This is a genomic window from bacterium, assembly GCA_035527515.1.
GTDB lineage: Bacteria > B130-G9 > B130-G9 > B130-G9 > B130-G9 > B130-G9.
Genome location: DATLAJ010000148.1, coordinates 1 through 17,664 on the forward strand (window position 1 = coordinate 1; position 17,664 = coordinate 17,664).

The 17,664-nt window shown below is 55.6% G+C and carries 15 protein-coding genes; 4 read left to right on the forward strand and 11 right to left on the reverse strand.

All coding sequences use genetic code 11. The annotated features are described in order from the left end of the window. Positions 1-912, reverse strand: a 912-nt coding sequence (locus VM163_12255; GenBank protein ID HUT04649.1) for a glycosyltransferase family 2 protein, incomplete at its 3' end; no start/stop codon positions are given. 97 nt (positions 913-1,009) lie between these two features. On the opposite strand from VM163_12255, the gene VM163_12260 reads away from it, so the two are divergent. The 3 genes from VM163_12260 to purE are packed head-to-tail and all read left to right on the forward strand — an operon-like array spanning position 1,010 to position 2,818. After that, positions 1,010-1,837 (forward strand): DUF116 domain-containing protein, encoded by an 828-nt coding sequence (locus tag VM163_12260; GenBank protein HUT04650.1) that lies wholly within the window; start codon positions 1,010-1,012, stop codon positions 1,835-1,837. Continuing rightward, entirely contained in the window at positions 1,806-2,276 is a 471-nt protein-coding gene (locus VM163_12265) for an Hsp20/alpha crystallin family protein (GenBank protein HUT04651.1), read from the forward strand. Before VM163_12260 ends, VM163_12265 begins: the two co-directional genes overlap by 32 nt. Continuing rightward, positions 2,273-2,818 carry a 5-(carboxyamino)imidazole ribonucleotide mutase gene (purE, locus tag VM163_12270; protein ID HUT04652.1) on the forward strand — a complete coding sequence of 182 codons (546 nt, stop codon included), beginning with the start codon at positions 2,273-2,275 and terminating at the stop codon, positions 2,816-2,818. Before VM163_12265 ends, purE begins: the two co-directional genes overlap by 4 nt. On the opposite strand, the gene VM163_12275 is transcribed toward purE, so the two are convergent. From VM163_12275 to VM163_12290, 4 genes are all read right to left on the reverse strand, one after another. Further along, positions 2,802-3,818: an AAA family ATPase gene (locus VM163_12275; protein ID HUT04653.1), complete on the reverse strand. Its 1,017-nt coding sequence runs from the start codon at positions 3,816-3,818 to the stop codon at positions 2,802-2,804. The two genes, purE and VM163_12275, sit on opposite strands and share 17 nt — an antisense overlap. Then, positions 3,815-5,005: an ATP-binding protein gene (locus tag VM163_12280; GenBank protein HUT04654.1), complete on the reverse strand. Its 1,191-nt coding sequence runs from the start codon at positions 5,003-5,005 to the stop codon at positions 3,815-3,817. The genes VM163_12275 and VM163_12280 overlap by 4 nt, the downstream gene beginning before the upstream one ends. Before the next feature lie 47 nt (positions 5,006-5,052). Continuing rightward, a complete protein-coding gene (locus VM163_12285; GenBank protein HUT04655.1) occupies positions 5,053-5,559 on the reverse strand; it encodes a peptidylprolyl isomerase in 507 nt (168 codons plus the stop codon). Between the two features lie 527 nt (positions 5,560-6,086). Then, complete coding sequence (locus VM163_12290; protein HUT04656.1) at positions 6,087-6,884, reverse strand: ABC transporter permease; 798 nt, start codon at positions 6,882-6,884, stop codon at positions 6,087-6,089. 677 nt (positions 6,885-7,561) lie between these two features. On the opposite strand from VM163_12290, the gene lepB reads away from it, so the two are divergent. Then, positions 7,562-8,299 (forward strand): signal peptidase I, encoded by a 738-nt coding sequence (gene lepB / locus VM163_12295; GenBank protein HUT04657.1) that lies wholly within the window; start codon positions 7,562-7,564, stop codon positions 8,297-8,299. Here lepB and VM163_12300 read toward each other — a convergent pair. The 6 genes from VM163_12300 to uvrC form a co-directional block, all read right to left on the reverse strand. Next, positions 8,231-10,159 carry a nucleoside-diphosphate sugar epimerase/dehydratase gene (locus VM163_12300; GenBank protein HUT04658.1) on the reverse strand — a complete coding sequence of 643 codons (1,929 nt, stop codon included), beginning with the start codon at positions 10,157-10,159 and terminating at the stop codon, positions 8,231-8,233. The two genes, lepB and VM163_12300, sit on opposite strands and share 69 nt — an antisense overlap. A 584-nt stretch (positions 10,160-10,743) precedes the next feature. Next, a complete protein-coding gene (locus VM163_12305) occupies positions 10,744-10,965 on the reverse strand; it encodes a type II toxin-antitoxin system MqsA family antitoxin (GenBank protein ID HUT04659.1) in 222 nt (73 codons plus the stop codon). 490 nt (positions 10,966-11,455) lie between these two features. Further along, positions 11,456-11,635 carry a hypothetical protein gene (locus tag VM163_12310; GenBank protein HUT04660.1) on the reverse strand — a complete coding sequence of 60 codons (180 nt, stop codon included), beginning with the start codon at positions 11,633-11,635 and terminating at the stop codon, positions 11,456-11,458. Between the two features lie 58 nt (positions 11,636-11,693). Continuing rightward, positions 11,694-12,956: an ATP-binding protein gene (locus VM163_12315; GenBank protein ID HUT04661.1), complete on the reverse strand. Its 1,263-nt coding sequence runs from the start codon at positions 12,954-12,956 to the stop codon at positions 11,694-11,696. Further along, on the reverse strand, positions 12,949-15,708 hold the full coding sequence (locus tag VM163_12320; protein HUT04662.1) for an AAA family ATPase: 2,760 nt from the start codon (positions 15,706-15,708) through the stop codon (positions 12,949-12,951). The genes VM163_12315 and VM163_12320 overlap by 8 nt, the downstream gene beginning before the upstream one ends. Positions 15,709-15,824: 116 nt before the next feature. Next, positions 15,825-17,664 (reverse strand): excinuclease ABC subunit UvrC (gene uvrC / locus VM163_12325; protein HUT04663.1); only part of this gene is annotated, 1,840 nt, incomplete at its 5' end.

Here is a 17,664-nt window from a genome sequence, read left to right on the forward strand (position 1 = left end):
GAGGCGAAAGACCATCTTGGGGAATGCGAGTGCCCATACGCCAATAAATACCACAACGTTGAACGGAAGTGAATGTCCCGAGGCGAAATGCTTCTTGTAGAATTTCAGCATCGAATCGTAGAAACAGAACAGGGAAAACATGGGCCTGCGGCGCATCGAGACTCCCTTTTGGTGGATAACAGACGCAGATGGCACAAACCAGACAGATTCTCCTAATCTTGAGGCGCGAAGGCAGAAGTCGAGGTCCTCCCCGAACAAGAAGAACTGCTCGTCGAACGGCACCCTCTGTGCTAATTCCCTCGGGAACATGCAGAAGCTGCCGGAGACCGCGCCGACCTTGTGGGCTCTCTCGTTCGTGCTGTCCGGGAGATTGTATAGCGGTAACTTGCGGGAATTGGGAAAGAGCAGCGAGATGCCGGTCAGGCGCATGATGGCGGATGTGGGAGTTGGGATTGTTCTTCGGCAAGCCTTCTCTTGTGAGCCGTCCTGGTTTATGACCTTTCCGCCGACAACGCCTCGTCTGCCGTGTTGTTCCATGAAATCGACAAGTGGTGAGACGAAGTCAGACCGTGCCTCTGTATCGGGATTCAAGAGCAACACGAACTCGCCCGAGCAGGTCTCAACTGCGGCGTTAACTGCCCTTGCGAAACCGACGTTCTGCCGCGATCGAATCAGCCGGATGCTCTGTTGCATCGGATACTTCAGGACCAGACTGTCGTCGCTCGAGGCATTATCCCAGATGACAGTCTCGACGTCTGGGGCAAAGTTCAGGATCGACGCGATACATCGGCGAAGGTAGCTGCCTGTGTTATAGTTGATAATGACGATGGAGACTCTTGGCCGGATATGAGTTCGAGCGTCGGGCGTGAATGCTGTTGTACTTTTAGTTTCTCGGCGTTTGACTGAACTCATGGCCTAGGCTATTTTTCCTGTTGTGATTGGTGCGAGGCAGAAGTTGGGCTCTAAGGTGCAGACGAATCTATCAGATCGCCCAGAGGGCGGAAGTAGATTGTGTGCACGCACGCTTTGGGCCGCGGCGCTCCTTATGGGCGGAATTGTCTTTGGCGTGCTTACGGCCATAAAGCCACTTTTGCTGAAGCTGAACACTCTGCTGCCGGTCCTCTGCTATCTCTTAGCCGCCACTGCCTCGGCATTACTCCTGAGGGGCGTCTGGTCAATTACTGCATTCAGGCCGGAAGGCCGGACCAAACTGTCCCGCGCTCTGCGGAGGGTCATCATCAGGCTTTTGGTTCCTGTTGCCATCTTAATTGGACAGGTAATTGGCATCTCCAAACAGCGGTTAATGTTATCCTTCGTGCAAATGAACAACGACCTCACGATGAACAAGCACTTGGCAATCAAGCCGGAGGAGATTCTTATCCTGCTTCCGCAGTGCTTGCAAGCTCCGGAGTGCGACCGCAGGCTGACCAGCGACATACATAACTGCAGGCGGTGCGGTAAGTGCGACATTGCGGCGCTGTTGGAGATTTTCGATAAGCGTTGTGTTCAGGCGTGGGTTGTTCCGGGTGGGACACTGGCAAGAGAAATGGTCAAGACCCATCGGCCAAGGGTCATTCTGGCCGTTGCGTGCGAGAGGGAGCTTTCGTCCGGGATATTGGACACACATCCGATACCGGTCGTGTCAATAATCAACGATAGGCCAAATGGTCCGTGCGTGGGGACGCGGGTATCGTGCGCGTCGGTCGATGAGATGTTGCAGCGCTTGCTTGGCAAGACCTATTGTGCTAAGGATAGCAAACTAGTAACTGCCGTGGGTCAACATCGAACTGAGAGGAAAGGTCAACGTGAGAGCGAGGCGAGCCGTCGTGCAAGCTGAGTTCGACATTTCCGGCGAAGTAGAGCGCATTCAAGACCAGCTCAACAGGCTGATCGAGCGCGTTACGGCCTATGGTTGGGACAAGTCTTGGGAGAGGGAGCGGTTCCAGCCGCACGTCGATGTATATGAAAACCGGAGTTCCTTAGTAATCGTGGCCGAACTACCGGGCGTGAGTACCTCGTCGATCCAGGTTTATGGTTTTCAGGGTGCGATACACATAGAGGGTGTGAAAGAGGCGAACTACCCTCCTGCTGGGGATGCGATGTTCCACACCTTCGAGCGGAGTTTCGGCAAGTTCGAGATCAGGGTGATCATCCCTTGCCCTGTCCAGTTTCGCGAGGCCAAAGCGAGTTATTCGGACGGTTTGGTTACGGTGAATTTGCCCAAAATCAACGAGCGGCGTTGCAGGAAGTGTGTCATCCCCGTGGAGATCGGATGAGAGCCGGCGAACCAATGACTGAGCGCAAACGCCCGGGAGAATCAGCGCCAGTCGTTGCGGTCGTTGCGGTCGTCGCGGGCAGCAGGTCTGACAGCAAGCTCATAGACGAGGCGGCGCGAACGCTCTCTGAGTTTGACGTCCCTTGCGAAAAGCGAATAATCTCGGCCCATAGAACACCTGAGCAAGCGCTCGAGTTTGCCCGTAACGCAAGGTCAAGAGGTCTGAAGGTGATCATTGCGATAGCTGGAAAGGCGGCTCACCTCGCCGGGGTCATCTCGTCAGCAACAACGCTGCCGGTCATTGGTGTCCCAGCAAAGACCCCTGACCTGGGCGGGCTGGACTCGCTTCTGTCAACTGTTCAGATGCCGTCCGGCGTCCCGGTCGCAACCGTTGGCATCGGAAGCGCCGAGAACGCCGCACTGCTGGCGGTTGCGGTATTGGCGCTTTCCGACGAGGCGCTTGCCTCAAGGTGGCGCGACTACAAGGCCAAGCTTGCTGAGAGGGTGCAGGCAGACGATCTCGCTGTTAAAAAAGGCGACTGACGGTCGAGCGAGGTAAATCGATCTCGCAGTGCTTGGCGATGCTCACGGCGAGCTTGTTGAAATCCTTAAGGCAATCCTGGACAGCATATACGTGAGCGCCGATAGCCCCATCAGCCGGCTTAAGTGCAAAGATGGGCTTGTGGGCCTCCATTGCCATCGGCATTAGACTGCGATAGTGCTTGAGCATGGCAAGGCAGTTCGGGTCATCCTGCGGCTGGTCTGTGAAAACTTCGGGCTGTTTATTCAGGACTGAGACCCGGTACTCGCCGGGTATGCGGTTCATCCATCTGCCATAAGCCCTCGCGGGCCTGTCGCTTCGGATTGCGTGCTGCATGATAATGTAGCCAATGGGCTCCATTTCGCCGGCCGGCAATTCCAAATCGTCTCTGGGGCTTCGAGTGAGTCTGTCCTTCCATTCGGATCGCCAGCGACGCAATGTCGGGCCCAGGTTCCGCAGGCCTTGAAGCGAATAGAGGTCTGGAGCCAGCGGGACGGCCACGTAACGAGATGCGATCATTGCCGCTCGGTTGATCGCGCCCAAGTTGGGACCAACATCGATCAACACCAAATCGGCCTTCCTGGCAACTGCTGCCAACTGGATGATGCGAAATAGAGCCGCCTCAATTCTAAACGCCCGCGGCTTTGCACCTAAGCAGTGCGGCCAGTTCTCGGAGAGATCATCTTCGAAGCTGGACAAGGCCAGGTCCCCAATGAGAAGGCCCAGACTATCCGAGATACTCTCCACGTGAGGCTGATTGATTGGCCCCGTTCCCTCAATTAAGGGCAGAAGCGCGCCCAGAATGCTCTGCGGATGCTCGCCGTCCGGCCAAACCTCCTCGAGGCGCTCCTCTTTCAGGAACATCGATGTCAAGTTTGCCTGCGGATCGAGGTCGGCGGCGATTACTTTCAGGCCGAGTTCCGCGAACATATATGCTAGGTGATAGACTAGCGAGGTTTTGCCCACGCCTCCCTTGTTGTTGAAGAATGCAATCGTCTTCACAGTAGCCTCGGGACCTTGACCAGAAAGAAATGCGGCTCGTCTGTAGTAAACTCGGGCGGCTGATTCCCGTTTCTTTCGATCGCTTCTTGTGCTTTCAGCACGCCGCTTGCGAACGTGTGGACGTAACCCAGCACCTTCATAGCACTGGCCACCACTGGATTGCGGTATGCATTCTGCTTCGGAAAATTCTCCGGCGTCGCCTCGCCGTAAAGGCCCCCAGGATTCTGGATCTCGACCCTGTCATCGAACCAGTAGAACCGGACCGGCGCATTGGATTGATACGACCTATGCATGATTGCATTCATTAGGAATTCGCGAAGCGCGAACAAGGGATAATCATAGATTTGCTCGTCGCGCAAGACGGAGACAGGGACTGGCCTCGAACGTATCTGGCCAGGTAGGAAAGCGTCCAGTTCACGCAGCACAGTCAGAAGGTCCCCGGCAAACTGGTGCTCGTCTATCGGTTCGTCCGTGATATTGACTCCGTCGAATCTCACGAACTGCACGTATGCTCCGGGCAGCCAATGCCGAGCGTATTTGGCGAATAACAAGGCCCCCGCAAACGTCGCGCAGTTCCTCTGAAGATCGTAGAAGCTCAGCGATGACATTTGCTCGCGGACGTCGCGCCTATTCTCCTTTATGATCTCGGGCGCGACCGCATTAGGCAAGTATGTAATGGAGAAAAGGTCCGGAACCAGGTCCTCGAATCGGCATTCGAAACACGGTGTGGCGTCAAAAGTTGCTGAGAAGGCTGTGCGCCGTTCCCAGAGTATCCTCTCTTCAGACTCGCTGGCAATTGCCCGTCTTGGCCCGACTCGAATCCATACCTGACCTTTGTATCGCACGGGAGGTATATCTGAAGGCAGAACCGCCACAAGCGCAAGCTCTCCCCCCGGGACATCATCACGCTTCTGCACAGTCATCGCTGGCAACGGTAAGATGTTGCCGTCAGACCTTATACCTCCAAGGTTCTGCAGCAGCTGGTCCGTTACCTTCAATCCCGAAAGGGAGCCATCATCGTTGGCGCCGATGATCAAGTAGCCCGGCTTGCGGTGATTCGGCAGATCGTTCGCAAACGCGCAGACCGCCTGACAGAACTTGTCAGTGTCCTTGATGGAGGTCGTCCTCTCTACTCGATCCGACTCGATGTCATGGAGTATAGAGACTAATTCATCCTTAGTCAGCATGGCGCCTCAACTAGCACTAGGATTATCGGCGAGCTAAGCTTAAGGCCCTACTCGCCGGAGGGCCCGACGAGCTTTTTCGTGAATAAGGTCACCCTCATCTCAACCTTATCGGTCGGGTTGCCCCGCGCATCCGTCTTCACACCTGCTATCTTATCGACTACGTCCATCCCCTCGATGACCCTGCCGAACGCAGTGTACTTGTGGTCGAGGCTAGGCAACCTCGCAAGACAGATAAAAAACTGGCTGCCGGCGCTGTCGGGGGCACTGCTTCTGGCCATGGAGACCACGCCGCGTTCGTGCTTGATGTCGTTGAACTCGGCCTGAATCATCCATCCCGGCCCTCCCGACCCATCGTTGGAACGGTCATCATCCTTGGAATAGGGGTCACCACCCTGAATCACGAAGCGCGGGATTACCCTATGGAAAGTGGTCCCGTCATAGAATCCCGAGCTAGCAAGTTTCTTGAAGTTAGCCACCGTCTTAGGAGCGACATCGGGGTAAAACTCTATGTAAATATCGCCGAACTTCGTTTGGACCTTGGCGATCTCCTGAATCAATTCAGACCGCAAAACCTCCCCGGGCTGCGGCTCTTCGGCCTCCTTCCTTCTCATCGGTGCAATCTCAGGCCGGAGGTTCCGTTGCAGTTCAGTTGGCTCCCTGCCGGGCGCGGTCTGAAGGGCCGGCCGCTCCTTCAGGGCGAGCTTTGTCATCTCGTTAATGCGCCGCATCTCATCCTCTTTCGTCTTGTCGCGTATCGCCGGGGCATTGGTCTTGGCCTCCCCGCCCTCCAGTGTCTGGAGCTTCGCGGTCTTTTGTGCCGTCTGCGACTCTTCAGATTGGCTCTCCTTCTCATCACTGCAACCAGTGAAGACCGCAAGCGCGCCGATCAGCAAGAATGCGACCCAAACAATACCTTGCAGCCTCAATTCAGTTCTGGACATAGTTGTTCTCCCTTCTCATTTGGGGTTGTCGAATTGGTGTTACCAGAGAGTATAACAGCTGAAAGGCAAATAGCAGTCAGAAAAATATACTCCTATTCTCCCCCGCTTACGCCCGCGCACCGGCCCGTTCGTCGCCTCCCCTAAAACATGATTGCTGTGAGAAAGTAGTCGGCAACGATGATAAGCATCGCGGAGGCAACGACGGCAGTTGTAGTCGCCTTCCCGACTCCCTCTGCCCCTCCTTTAGCATAAAATCCAGTGAAACAGCTGACGAGGGAGAGAATCAGCCCAAAGGCCGCAGCCTTAATCAGTCCGTTTCCCAGATCGGCTATCTCAGAGTAGCGCACCGCGTTACGTGTGAACAAAATCGGGTTCACACTCAATAAGTGGACAGAGACAACATAGCCGCCCAGAATCCCGAAGAAATCAGCGATCCCAGTCAGAAGCGGCACCATGATGATGCTTGCCCAAATCCTCGGCACGACGAGGTACTTTATAGGCTCCACCGCTAGCGCATGGAGCGCATCTATCTGTTCAGTTACGCGCATCGACGCGAGCTCGGCTGCCATGCTCGAGCCGGCGCGGGCGGCGACCATCAGGCTTGTGAGAACCGGCCCTAGCTCCCTGAACATGCTGAGCGTTACCACGATGCCGATATAGGCCTCAGCGCCCACAGGCCTCAGCCCGTGGTCAGTCTGAAGAGCCAGCACCATGCCGGTGAATGCGCCAGTTAGAACTACCACGGCCGTTGACTTAACGCCGACGAACTCCATCTGCTTCAGCAGAAGCCCCCAACGGAATGGTGGAACGAATGACCAAGCGACGAACTTGGCGAACATGAGTAGGACACTGCCTACACTCTCGAGCGACCTCAGTGTCCAAGACCCGAGCAGTTCAAATGGATACAGAATGCCAAAGCCCTTCGCGAGAGCTCTCATCGCCTCGGTCAAACCTAACCTATTGCCCGTTAATGCAGAAAAGCGAATAGCCTGAGACCATCACTCTACGCTTTTGCGCTTAAACTTCAACCCAAAGGCTTCTTACGGGTCTGACTCAGGATTGTAAGCAATGCTGCGTTCATGCCATGGGGCGTGCGAAAGATGCGCCGCCGCTGCGATCTCCAACGTGCGATGAGCTGATGAGTCCCTCATCGCCCGGCACAAGCGCATTCTGGCTTCAGAAGGACATAGTAGGGGTGCTGCTTGGAGGTTGGGTCATAATTCGCTTTGTGTAGTATATTGTGAAAGGCCCTCATCGTGGAATCATCAACCTCCGCAGCCAAGATTTGTGGGGCAAAAACAGTGGAGGGGGAAGGACTCGGGTCCTTCCCCCATGTAGAAAGGAGGAGACAACTTTTGCCTCCCCCCCATAATCACAATGGAGGAGGAGATGTCTAATCGGCGATCGGTATGATCTGTGCTCATCATCCTGATCGCTTTCAGTTATAGTATTACTGATTTTGTCATGGCTGTCAAGTTTTTCACCAGCAGCCCCAAGCCCTCGGCCGGGCGGCGCCTGAAACTAATGGCCGGTTTGGGATGTTTTCTCTCAGGGATTGGGCGGAAATGCAACGACGTGTGCAGGAAACTACAACAGAATGCTATTGAGGTGAGCGTTGAAAGCGAAAGACGGAACAGATAAGGCCCAGGGCGGCAGGTTAATGGGCCCCATCGCGCAGAGACTCCTGGAATACATAGAGGTCGGCGCCATAGCAATACTTCTGGCTTTTTTTCTCAGGACGTTCGTTGTAGAGGCGTTCATGATACCGACCGGCTCCATGGAGGACACTCTTCTTCGAGGCGATCACATTCTCGTCAACAGGATGATCTACAACACGAAGGGGCTGGGTCCGCTGGAGAAGATTCTGCCGGTCCGTGAACCCGAGCGCCACGACGTCATGGTTTTCAAGAACCCGCAAAACATGAAATTGGACTACATTAAGCGCATGGTGGGCATGCCGGAGGACACAGTATCGTGCCGGTCGAAGCTGCTCTCGATCAACGGCAAGGAGGCGTCATATAGTTTTGAGCGGCACGCGAGCCCGTGGGTCATCCCGCGCCAGCGAAACGTGAGGGATAATTTCGGGCCGATCAAGGTGCCCCGCGACAACTACTTCATGATGGGAGACAATCGCGACAACAGTCTGGACTCGCGCTACTGGGGCACACTTGATGGGCGTCTGATAAAGGGGCAGGCTTTTCTGGTCTATTTCTCTTGGGCGCCGTTTAAGGATGTATTTGAGAACAAGGGCTATGCTGAGAGGCCGCATTCTTTGGCTGAACTGTTATGGTTCAACATAACCCACCTTGGCGACCGGCTGCGCTTCCAGCGGTTCCTGCAGCTCATAAGGTAGCGGGAAGGCGAGCTCATCGAGCCTTTCGGAGGGGGCGACCTGCGGGCTGAAGTCGGGGATGACTTCCCTGATTATCTCCACGATCTCCTTCTTGCTTCCCCAATGGATTGCCCACCAAAGCCTGTCCATGGCCGAATCGAGATTGACATCGACTGGCATTTTCGACGCGGCCACGTTGATCTTAGGGTGAAGCGTAACTCTGACTGCCTCGTCCTGAGACCAGAGGCTCTCCGAGAGCTTCTCCCCGTGTCTAAGCCCGGTGTATCTGATCTGGATTCTGCGCTGCCGCCGCGCAGAATGAAGGCTGATCAGGTCGTCGGCGAGCTCCTTGATCCTGATGGGTTTGCCCATGTCAAGGACAAGCACCTCGCCGTTTTTGGCCAGCACAGTCGCCTGCGTTATGAGCTGAACCGCCTCGTATATGGTCATGAAGTAACGTCTTGCCTCGGGATGAGTTACCGTGACAGGCCCGCCGTTTCTTATCTGCTCCTCGAATATCGGGACCACGCTCCCCTGGCTGCCCAGAACATTCCCGAACCTTACAGCAACGAAGCGGCCCTTCTCGCCCACGCCAAACTTCCGCGTCAGTATCTCGCACAGTCTTTTCGAGGCGCCCATGAAGTTCACGGGCTCAACCGCCTTGTCGCTTGAGATCAGCACGAAGTTCTGGACGCCGAGTCTCTTGGCCTCGCGCAGCAGATTGAGCGTTCCAAACACGTTGTTCCTAATCGCGCGCCTGTAGTTGACGTCCATCAACGGCGCGTGTTTGTGCGCCGCGGCGTGGAAGACCATGTCAGGCCTCTGCCGTGCGAACAACGCCTTTATCGCCGGGGTGTTGCATATATCCTCAACTACGGGGCAGATGGCACAGGACAGGTGCTTGCCCACGAGCTCGCGATGCAGGTTGAAGACCGCCGTCTCGTCGATGTCCAATAATATCAGTTTCTCCGGGCGGTAGCTTCCTATCTGGCGAGCTAGCTCCGAGCCGATCGACCCGCCGGCCCCTGTTATCAACACCCGCTTGCAGAAGAGGCTCTTCTTTACCGTGGTGAGGTCAATTTCCACCGGCGCCCTGTGCAGCAGGTCCTCCACACGAACAGGGCGGATCTGTTCCAACTGCACAGTCCCATCGATTATCTCCTTCAGGGCCGGGACAATCTGGACATCAACGTCGAAACTGCGACAGCAATCGACGATGCCCCTTATCCTGTCGCCGGACGTCGATGGAATGGCGATGATGATGTGGCCGACTCGCTCCCGCTCTATCACTTCCGGGATCGCATGCCTATCACCCATCACCCGCAGGCCCCTCACGCGCATGCCGATCTTATCCAGGTCGTCATCGATAAAGCCCACGACCCTAAGCCCCAGTTCCGGGTGCTTGAATATCTCCTCGCAGACCATCTCACCCGCCTCGCCCGCGCCTACGATAAGTGTAGCAGTTGCGCTCACTCTCTTTGAAGACTTCCCATTGCGCAGAGAGACGACAAGTCTGAAGAGCGCAAGGACAAAAATGAGGAACAGAGTGTCAACGATGCCGAGCCTCAACGCGAACGTGTCCCTCAAGGTCACAAAGAACGAAGTGTAGAATAGCAGCGAACCGAACATCACAGCATTGCCCAAACGCTGCACATCCCGAAGCGTGAAAACGCTCCACCTCTGCCGCTCCACGCCCATGATCGCGAACGAGGCGGCGCGAACGAGGAGCACACCTCCCAACAGCGGCAGGAACTTACTCCACACGAGCCGGAAGCTCGCGTCCGGAACAACAAGCAGCACCGAGATGGAGAAACTCACCGCTGCCAGGCAAAGATCGGCAATGAACTTCGCGATCGCTCTCGACATATTCGACGAGTTCACTAAGAAGGCCCCTTTTGCAAAGCGTCACCAAGTATTCGACTGCGCACGCGCGGCTACAGCAATTCTCTAATCGGAAATCCTACTTCCCGGCTTTAGCGGATGTGTGGCGAGCCTGCACTGAAAAGGGCCGGGCGCCGCACAGAAAAAGAGCGCCCCAAGACTGCGATTGCGAGCCCAGGTCCGTCCATGCCGACTGCTTTTTCGCGCGCTCTTGCCCCCTCGGGCCAAGATAGGTTCAAGGTCAATCTTATTCTCCGTAAGAAGCAGGTGAGACTCTAGCCTGTGGGCAGAGTTCTGTGGTCACCTCGACCGCGTTCAAAGCGGTTATGTAAATGGCTCTAGAAGATTGAACCTCTGAAAACCGAGATTGTGCTTCAAATGCCCAAGATTGTGCTCGACGAGCCTCCGCCGCAACAGCCGACGTTAATATTCAGGCTCGACAACCCTCTGACGATGCTGAAACAGCCACGGATAATCAGCGATACGCTCCAGCTGATGACCTGCCTCGCTCCGTCGGCGTCCAGCAGGTCGAGGTCTTTTGACCTCCCGCCCGCTAGTTCCACAAAGGTGTTTGACAGCACCGGTCAAGCGGCGAAGTGAACGACCTCAAGCTCTAGCGTCTCGTCAACGGAGGCCAGTATCTTATCAACCTTCTCCATGATGGGGTCTTCCAGGACGAACTCCTGGCATCTTGTGCAAGATTGAACCGGAAGCTCCTTGATGATGACAATCGCGGATTGCCCCACCTTGAATGGAAGGTCAGTCTTGGTGCTGACCATCTCAGACCCACAAACAGTGCATCTCACCGTGATTTCCTCCTTATCTTAAAAGAAGGCTCCCACTCATGCGGGCCCGGCTCATAAGCGGTAACGATGCGGACATTATCGCCGGACACATCGACAGCCACGACGACGTGGATCGCCTTTTCCTCACGTTGAGCAAAAAGCAAGTAACACGGTAGAAACCTGTCTTGCGGATATGCTTCGATGATCTCCATGGATTCTGTCGAAGCAATAATATCCTCTCGCGTGACGCGACGCTTCTCTAGCCGCATATTAACATGGTATGTCCACATGATCTGCCGTTGCCGAAAGCACCTCTTTATGAACTCCAGAACACCCTCATTTGCTGATTCCCCTGCCATGCTTTGAAAGAATATGAATGCTGGACACAATCTTGTCAATAACGAGCGCTGGTCGCCTTCGGGTCAGGACTCCTCAAGATTCACCGGCTCCTGCATCATCCGCACGGCGTCTCGCAGGTTGTCCCGCGCCTCCTCCAGCGTCTCGCCCTGCGTCAGGGTATCCGCCCCACCTTCGCCGCCGCTGCGATGTAACAGATGTGGTGGCTGTTGAGGCTTGTCGAGGCTTCATCTAACGGCCTGAGCTGGTCGGCCCGAACCCGAACGACAGCGTCCTGCTCAGGCAGCCACACGCGACAGACCGTCTCTCCCCACGACGTCTCCGCCTCGATCACCCGACAGACCTGACGGTGGTCCGGTGCTGTAAAGCAAGTCGCCGGACTACGGAATCACTCAGATAGCATCCTCCTCTTTCCTCAGCATCGGGGCCGAATAAATCGTCAAGAGCAGTTCGGCATCATCAATCAGGCAATAGATGGGCTCCCGTCCCGAAAGCCGCCGGCTTTCTTCCAGAATGATGGGTACACCATCGCCTCGTTTCTCCATCAAGAAGCGGCGCTTTAGCTGCCCTGACGGGTCCTCTATCGGACACTTCGCGAGTAGCGTCGTAATAAGCTCGTTCCGGGTTGATTGGCGCAGCGCCATGCTTTCGATCGTCACGGTGTTGGGAAGCGTTCCCGGTGAGTAGAGCTCAAGACGATCGTCGAACATGAACAATCTGATCTTCGATCCATAGACAGAGTAATCGCGATGAGCGACGGCGTTCACGACCCCTTCGAATATCGCCCTAATGCTAAATTGTGGTGTCTCAATTCGCTCCGGCTCTTTTCGCGCCCTTACTGTCATGTTTCTGCCCACAAAAGCGAGAGCCGTCTTTACCTGCTTGTCTAGTGGTCCCGTGATTTCCGATGCATCCATCTGATAGTTCGAGTCCTGCCGTATCCCGCGGTAACGGACGGCCTGAATGAATGCCCCTGGGTGCCATTTTTCAGGGTGACTCGCGCACATCAGAACGCCCGCAACACTTGCGCGATCATGACCTGAGTCATCCGTGGTAAGAAGTCGCAGTTTCCGTAGCGTAACGGCCTCTTCGTCAGGTGTCGTGCCTAAGAATCGTTGTCGAAGCTCTGCGTTCAGATCGCTGAGCGTGGTTTCAGGAACGGACCGCTCCTCGAAACGAATGATACTGGCCTGACTTCTCTGTTGAGAGAGACGGAAAAGGAGATCGGTCGGGAGTTCTCGCTTCGAGCTCCCTTGTCTATGGAAGTAACCACCGGGGCCCTTATGCACAAATAAGCTGCGCGGAATCTCCACCTTGAGAATGGCCCTGAGCGTTCCCATGCTGTCGGGCAGCTCCATGCGGAATGCGCTAAATACGACTGGAGGTTTGATCGTATCATTACAAATCTCTGATATGAATCTCTCGAGGAGGTCCAGTCGTTCCAAGGGGATGCCAAGGATCTCCTTGGACTTGTCATCCACGCCGAGGACTAACACGCCATCCGCTGTGTTCGCCATGGCTGCAATCTCGTCCGCTAGGTCATCCCGTTTTGGACCTCTGATTTTCCCGCCCTGGAATTGAACAGTCTTGTACTCCAGGGAAGTATCCTCGCCGAGGCGAATCTTCCGCAGTAGCTCTTCCGGGCTGTCAAACATGGCGATCCTCAGAAGTCATTCGGCGATATCGCTTTTCAAAGGCTGCCTTTCCACCCTCCATCACGTCGCAGATCGTGTCTCTGACCTTCTTCTCCTGCAGAATGCCGCAGCACTCTCGATGGGTCTGCCCACCCTTTGCCTCTAGAGCGATCACGAGCTCCGCGTCCCCATTAACGACGATGTTGGCGTTATGTGTCACCACTATCACCTGACGGCGACGCTTGATCTCCCGCAGTTGTGTGACGATCAGATCATAAATGACATGATTATCCAGGTCGTCTTCAGGTTGGTCCAGAACAAGAGGTTCATCTCCATAGGAGAGCAAAAACCACAGAAGCGCAGCGGACTTCTGCCCGGGAGACCCCTGGTCAATCGAAGTGGGTCTCGATCCACCGGCTTCCCTGTAGTATTCAACCTTAAGGCTGTCCTCCGGGAACCACAGGTCGAAGCGGTCCAGCAGTTCCGGCGGAAGCTTGGCGAGATGAGCGGCGAAGCGTCTGTCCTGGAGACTCCCCGGGTCAGTGTTCCCTTCCGCAATGTCGCGGACTTTGCGTTTGATCCCTCCAAGCTTAGCCTCGAGGTCCCTTACGTCCAGCTTGTCCGAATACAAGCTCCTTAAAAGCCCGTCGATATCATACTTGAATCGCCCGTCTTCTCGCTGGATGATCTCACGGAACTTGCTTTCGACCTCCTCGCGAGCCTGGTATGGCAGTACCTGAATGTGGACGTATTGACTCCCCTTAAGGGTCTGTGAAAGGAAGTCGGCTCTCTTCTTCGTTAGCAGATGCCGCATCACCACAAGCTGCCCGAGACAAGCATCTGCCTGGCTCCTCAGTGAATGCGACTCCCTTCGCCGGTCGTCTAAGGCCTTGAGGCGAGACTCAATACTCTGCTTTCGTTGTACGAGTTCCCCGTAAATACGAGGATCCTCAACACCCTCGTCAGCCAGCTTACGCACCAGAACAGCATACGATTGAATCGTTGACGCCAGAGCTTGATGCCACTGCGATTGCACCTTCTCTTCTTTCCAACGCTTAACCGCATTATCAGCATCTTCGGCGATGGTGTTGAGCTTCTGAGCGATTCCCGCAATCTGCTCCGCTGAATCGGTCGATGCCTTGAGAATGGAAGAATCTGCCGGGTCGGCGGATTCGAATGCCTGGGCGTCAAGCGGCGCAAGCGCCAAGTCTTGAGCCAACTCCCGGATCCGATCTCCGCTTGCGCGCCAGCTGTCTTCCCACTCATCGACCACCTTCTGTTGTCCGTCACGGTACCGGTAGTCCTTCAAAATCTGCGCGTGACCAGCTTGCTCGAATACCACCAACTTCCGCTTCACGTCCTCCAGTTCTCCGCGCAATGTGTCCTCTTCTGACAATCCAGATTCAATCTCTCTAGCCTTTGCTCTGAGCGAAAGAAACTTCGTCTCCAGCTCGCGCCATGCTCGGTCCAAGTTGAGCCGATCGACTTTGGGCGCCTCATCCACGATCTTTAGAAGGCCAAGTGGATTATCCGCCAAAGCATATATCTGCTTCTGACTAAAGATGCGAATCGGAAACCTCCGGTCGATATCGCCCTGTGCCGGTTCCCAGACATCTGGCCCTGTCTCGACCTCGATGGGAACGGCGTCCCCCGCTTGGCTCCATTGTATGCGATACCTCACGTCATCTTTGCGATAGGTCACCGTGAAGTGGGTCGCGTCTGTTAGTAAGCCCGTATCATTCCGTGTCCCATAAACAGCGTTGTACTTCTCGATACTCTTCTCCACAGCTTCCGGCAATCCGTCCGTTCGGCGCAGCGCGATGCGTAAGAACTCCACGAGCGTGGATTTGCCTGTGCCGCGACCGCCGATTACAGCGTTGAGCCACGGGTTAAGTGGAACCTTGAATGCTCGTTCGCACCCCATGTAACGAGCGTCGGATACCTCAATAGACTCAATCACGCAGGAGGCGTGTGTATTCGGGTCCTCGTTTGACTGGTCCGAGCGACGGACTGACAACGGCCCATCGAGAAGCGCCAGTCTAAGCCCCTCCAGGCATGGTTCACCCATCTTCACCCATGTAAATCGACTCCCAGGATAGTTTTGGCCTAGTGCTCCCGAGGGATGACGGGCGTCCGAGCCCACGACCTCCGTCCAGTTGGGAGCTTCTTCTTGATAGATCTGCGGCTTCGGATAGGCCGGATCAATCAACTCCATCGCCAAGATATTCTGGCAGCTCAGTATGTTCCTCAATGTCCGGTTAGGCTCAACCCTCAAGAGCCCATTTTCTTTATCGACGTGTGCAGGAATCGCAATGCCACCTCTTCCATCGATAGCAGCAACCACATCTTCAAATGGTTTACTGGTTTCATCATCACATTTTCCCTGGTCTCCCGTGTATCCTACGAGCCCCAATAGGACAGTCATATCTTCCGTAATTGCAGATCCATCGAAAATCGCCAGGAGGTGAATCCCGGCATTGACCGAAATCTCCATGCCAGGGAAGAGATAAAGCGGACGATAGCCTTGAGGCTTTTCGCTTTCCAGTTTGGCAAGAGCTGATTTGAGTTCGTCGATCCAGGCGCCGGTGTTATGGTCAGTTATGGCAACGCAGTCGATCCCGGCTTGCATATAATCGAGAAGCCACTCCCGCGGTGTGCGCTTCATAAGCTCTTCCCGGTCCCGCCCCATCCCGTAATCGCCCTTCGATGCGGGAGTATGCGTGTGGAAATCGAACCTCCACCACTGCGCGCCCTTCCAGTTCCACCTAGTCATAATCTCTCCCATGTTCTAATAACCGCGTAATTATACCACACCTTCTGGGAAGCGGGCAAGGGCGGATCACCCACTGAGCCATTTGCTTGCGTTCTGGATCGATGCGGTCGAATCTACTATACATCAATCGTCATTTTGGACAACACCGGGCGATAATGCAGGAAGTCGTAGAGATGATGCGCGGTGGGTTTGTCGAGAGAGTTGGACGTCTCCAGGTCGGCGAGCGAGGCGGCGCGGAGGGCGCGGAGGCTGCCAAACTCACGCAGGAGTCGCTTGAGGCGCTTTTCGCCGATGCCGGGCACGTTGAGGAGGCTGGACTTGAGAGTCGATTTGAGGCGTTTTGACCTGTGGAACGCGATGGCGAAGCGGTGCGCCTCGTCCCGCAGTTTTTTCAGGAATAGGAGCGCCTCGCATCCGGGCTTGAGGTCGAGCGGCTCAGGCTGGCCGTGGACGTAGATTATGTCGTCAGGGACCTCTTCCCTACCCCGCGCCTTGGCGATGCCGAGCACTTTCACCTGCTCGAGTTCGAGGTCTTCGAGGACCTTTGCTGCAACGTTCACCTGCGCCTTGCCGCCGTCGATCAGAGCGATCTCGGGGAGGCGCAGGTTCTCGTTCTTTGCGCGGGAGTACCTGCGGGTCAAGACCTCGCTCATCATGCCGACGTCATCGACGACGCCTTCGGACCTGATCGTATAGCGGCGATACTCGCTCTTGGCAAATGCGCCGTCCTGCCAGACGATCATCGCCCCAACGCCCCAGGAGCCAAAGAGCGTCGAGTTATCGAAGACATCTACCCTGGATATCTTGCGGTCGAGGCCCAGCTTTCGGCCCAGGTCGATGGCGCCAACCGGCACGGCACGGCCTGAACCCGTCGCCACTTGCTCCAATTGGGAATCAAGAAACAGCTTGGCGTTGCGCATCGCCATCTGCATAAGGCTGCGCCTCGCCCCTCGCTTTGGCACGTTTAGACTTATCTTCTTTCCCTGCTTTTTGCTCAGCGACTCCGACAGCAGCTCGTGATCCAGAAGGCCAAACGGCACCAGAATCTCCTCCGGCGCTGGCGCAGGACGGTTGAGGTAGTACTGCTTGACGAAGCCGGAGACGATCTCCTCTTTTGAGAGCTCGATGAGGCGATTGAAGAGAAACTCCTCGCGGCCCTTGAGCAGCCCGCCACGCAGGAAAAAGACGACGACAGCAGCGGAGTTCTCACGAATCGCGACTCCGATGATGTCTTTGTCGCCGTATTCAGGGATAGTGATTTTCTGTTTGACCCGCATCTGTTGGATGGCATCAATCTGGTCCCGAAGAACTACCGCTTGCTCATACTCAAGGTGCGCAGACGCCTGCCGCATCTTCGCCGTCAGGTCCTCGACCAGCTCATTGCTTTTGCCATCCAGAAACATGACAACCTGTTCTATGACCGAGGCGTAATCCTCCGCCGAGACCTTGCCGATGCACGGGGCGAGGCACCGACGCATCTGATAGTTGAGGCAGGGCACGTCCTTGCGCTTCGTGGGTAGTTCCCTCTTGCAGCTTCTGACCTTGAATATCTTGTAGATTAGCTTGAGTGTTGTTCGGATTGGACGGGTCGGGACGAACGGCCCGAAATAGCGAGCGCCGTCCTTTTTGAACCGGCGGACGACCTGAAGCCTCGGGAATGTCTCGTTGGCGATCTTCAGATAGGGATACTGCTTATCGTCCTTCAGGTCAATGTTGTAGCGCGGCTTTTTCTCCTTGACAAGGTTGCTCTCAAGGATGAGCGCCTCGAGTTCGTTGGACGTCACAATGCACTCCACGTCGCAGACCTTAGCGACTAGGGCCTTTACCTTAGCATCAGCGCGCTCGGGATGAAGATAGCTCCTGAGGCGGCGCCTGAGGTTAATGGCCTTCCCAATGTAGATGACGTTGCCCTCGGCGTCCCTCATTATATAGACGCCTGGCTGGGCCGGAAGGGAT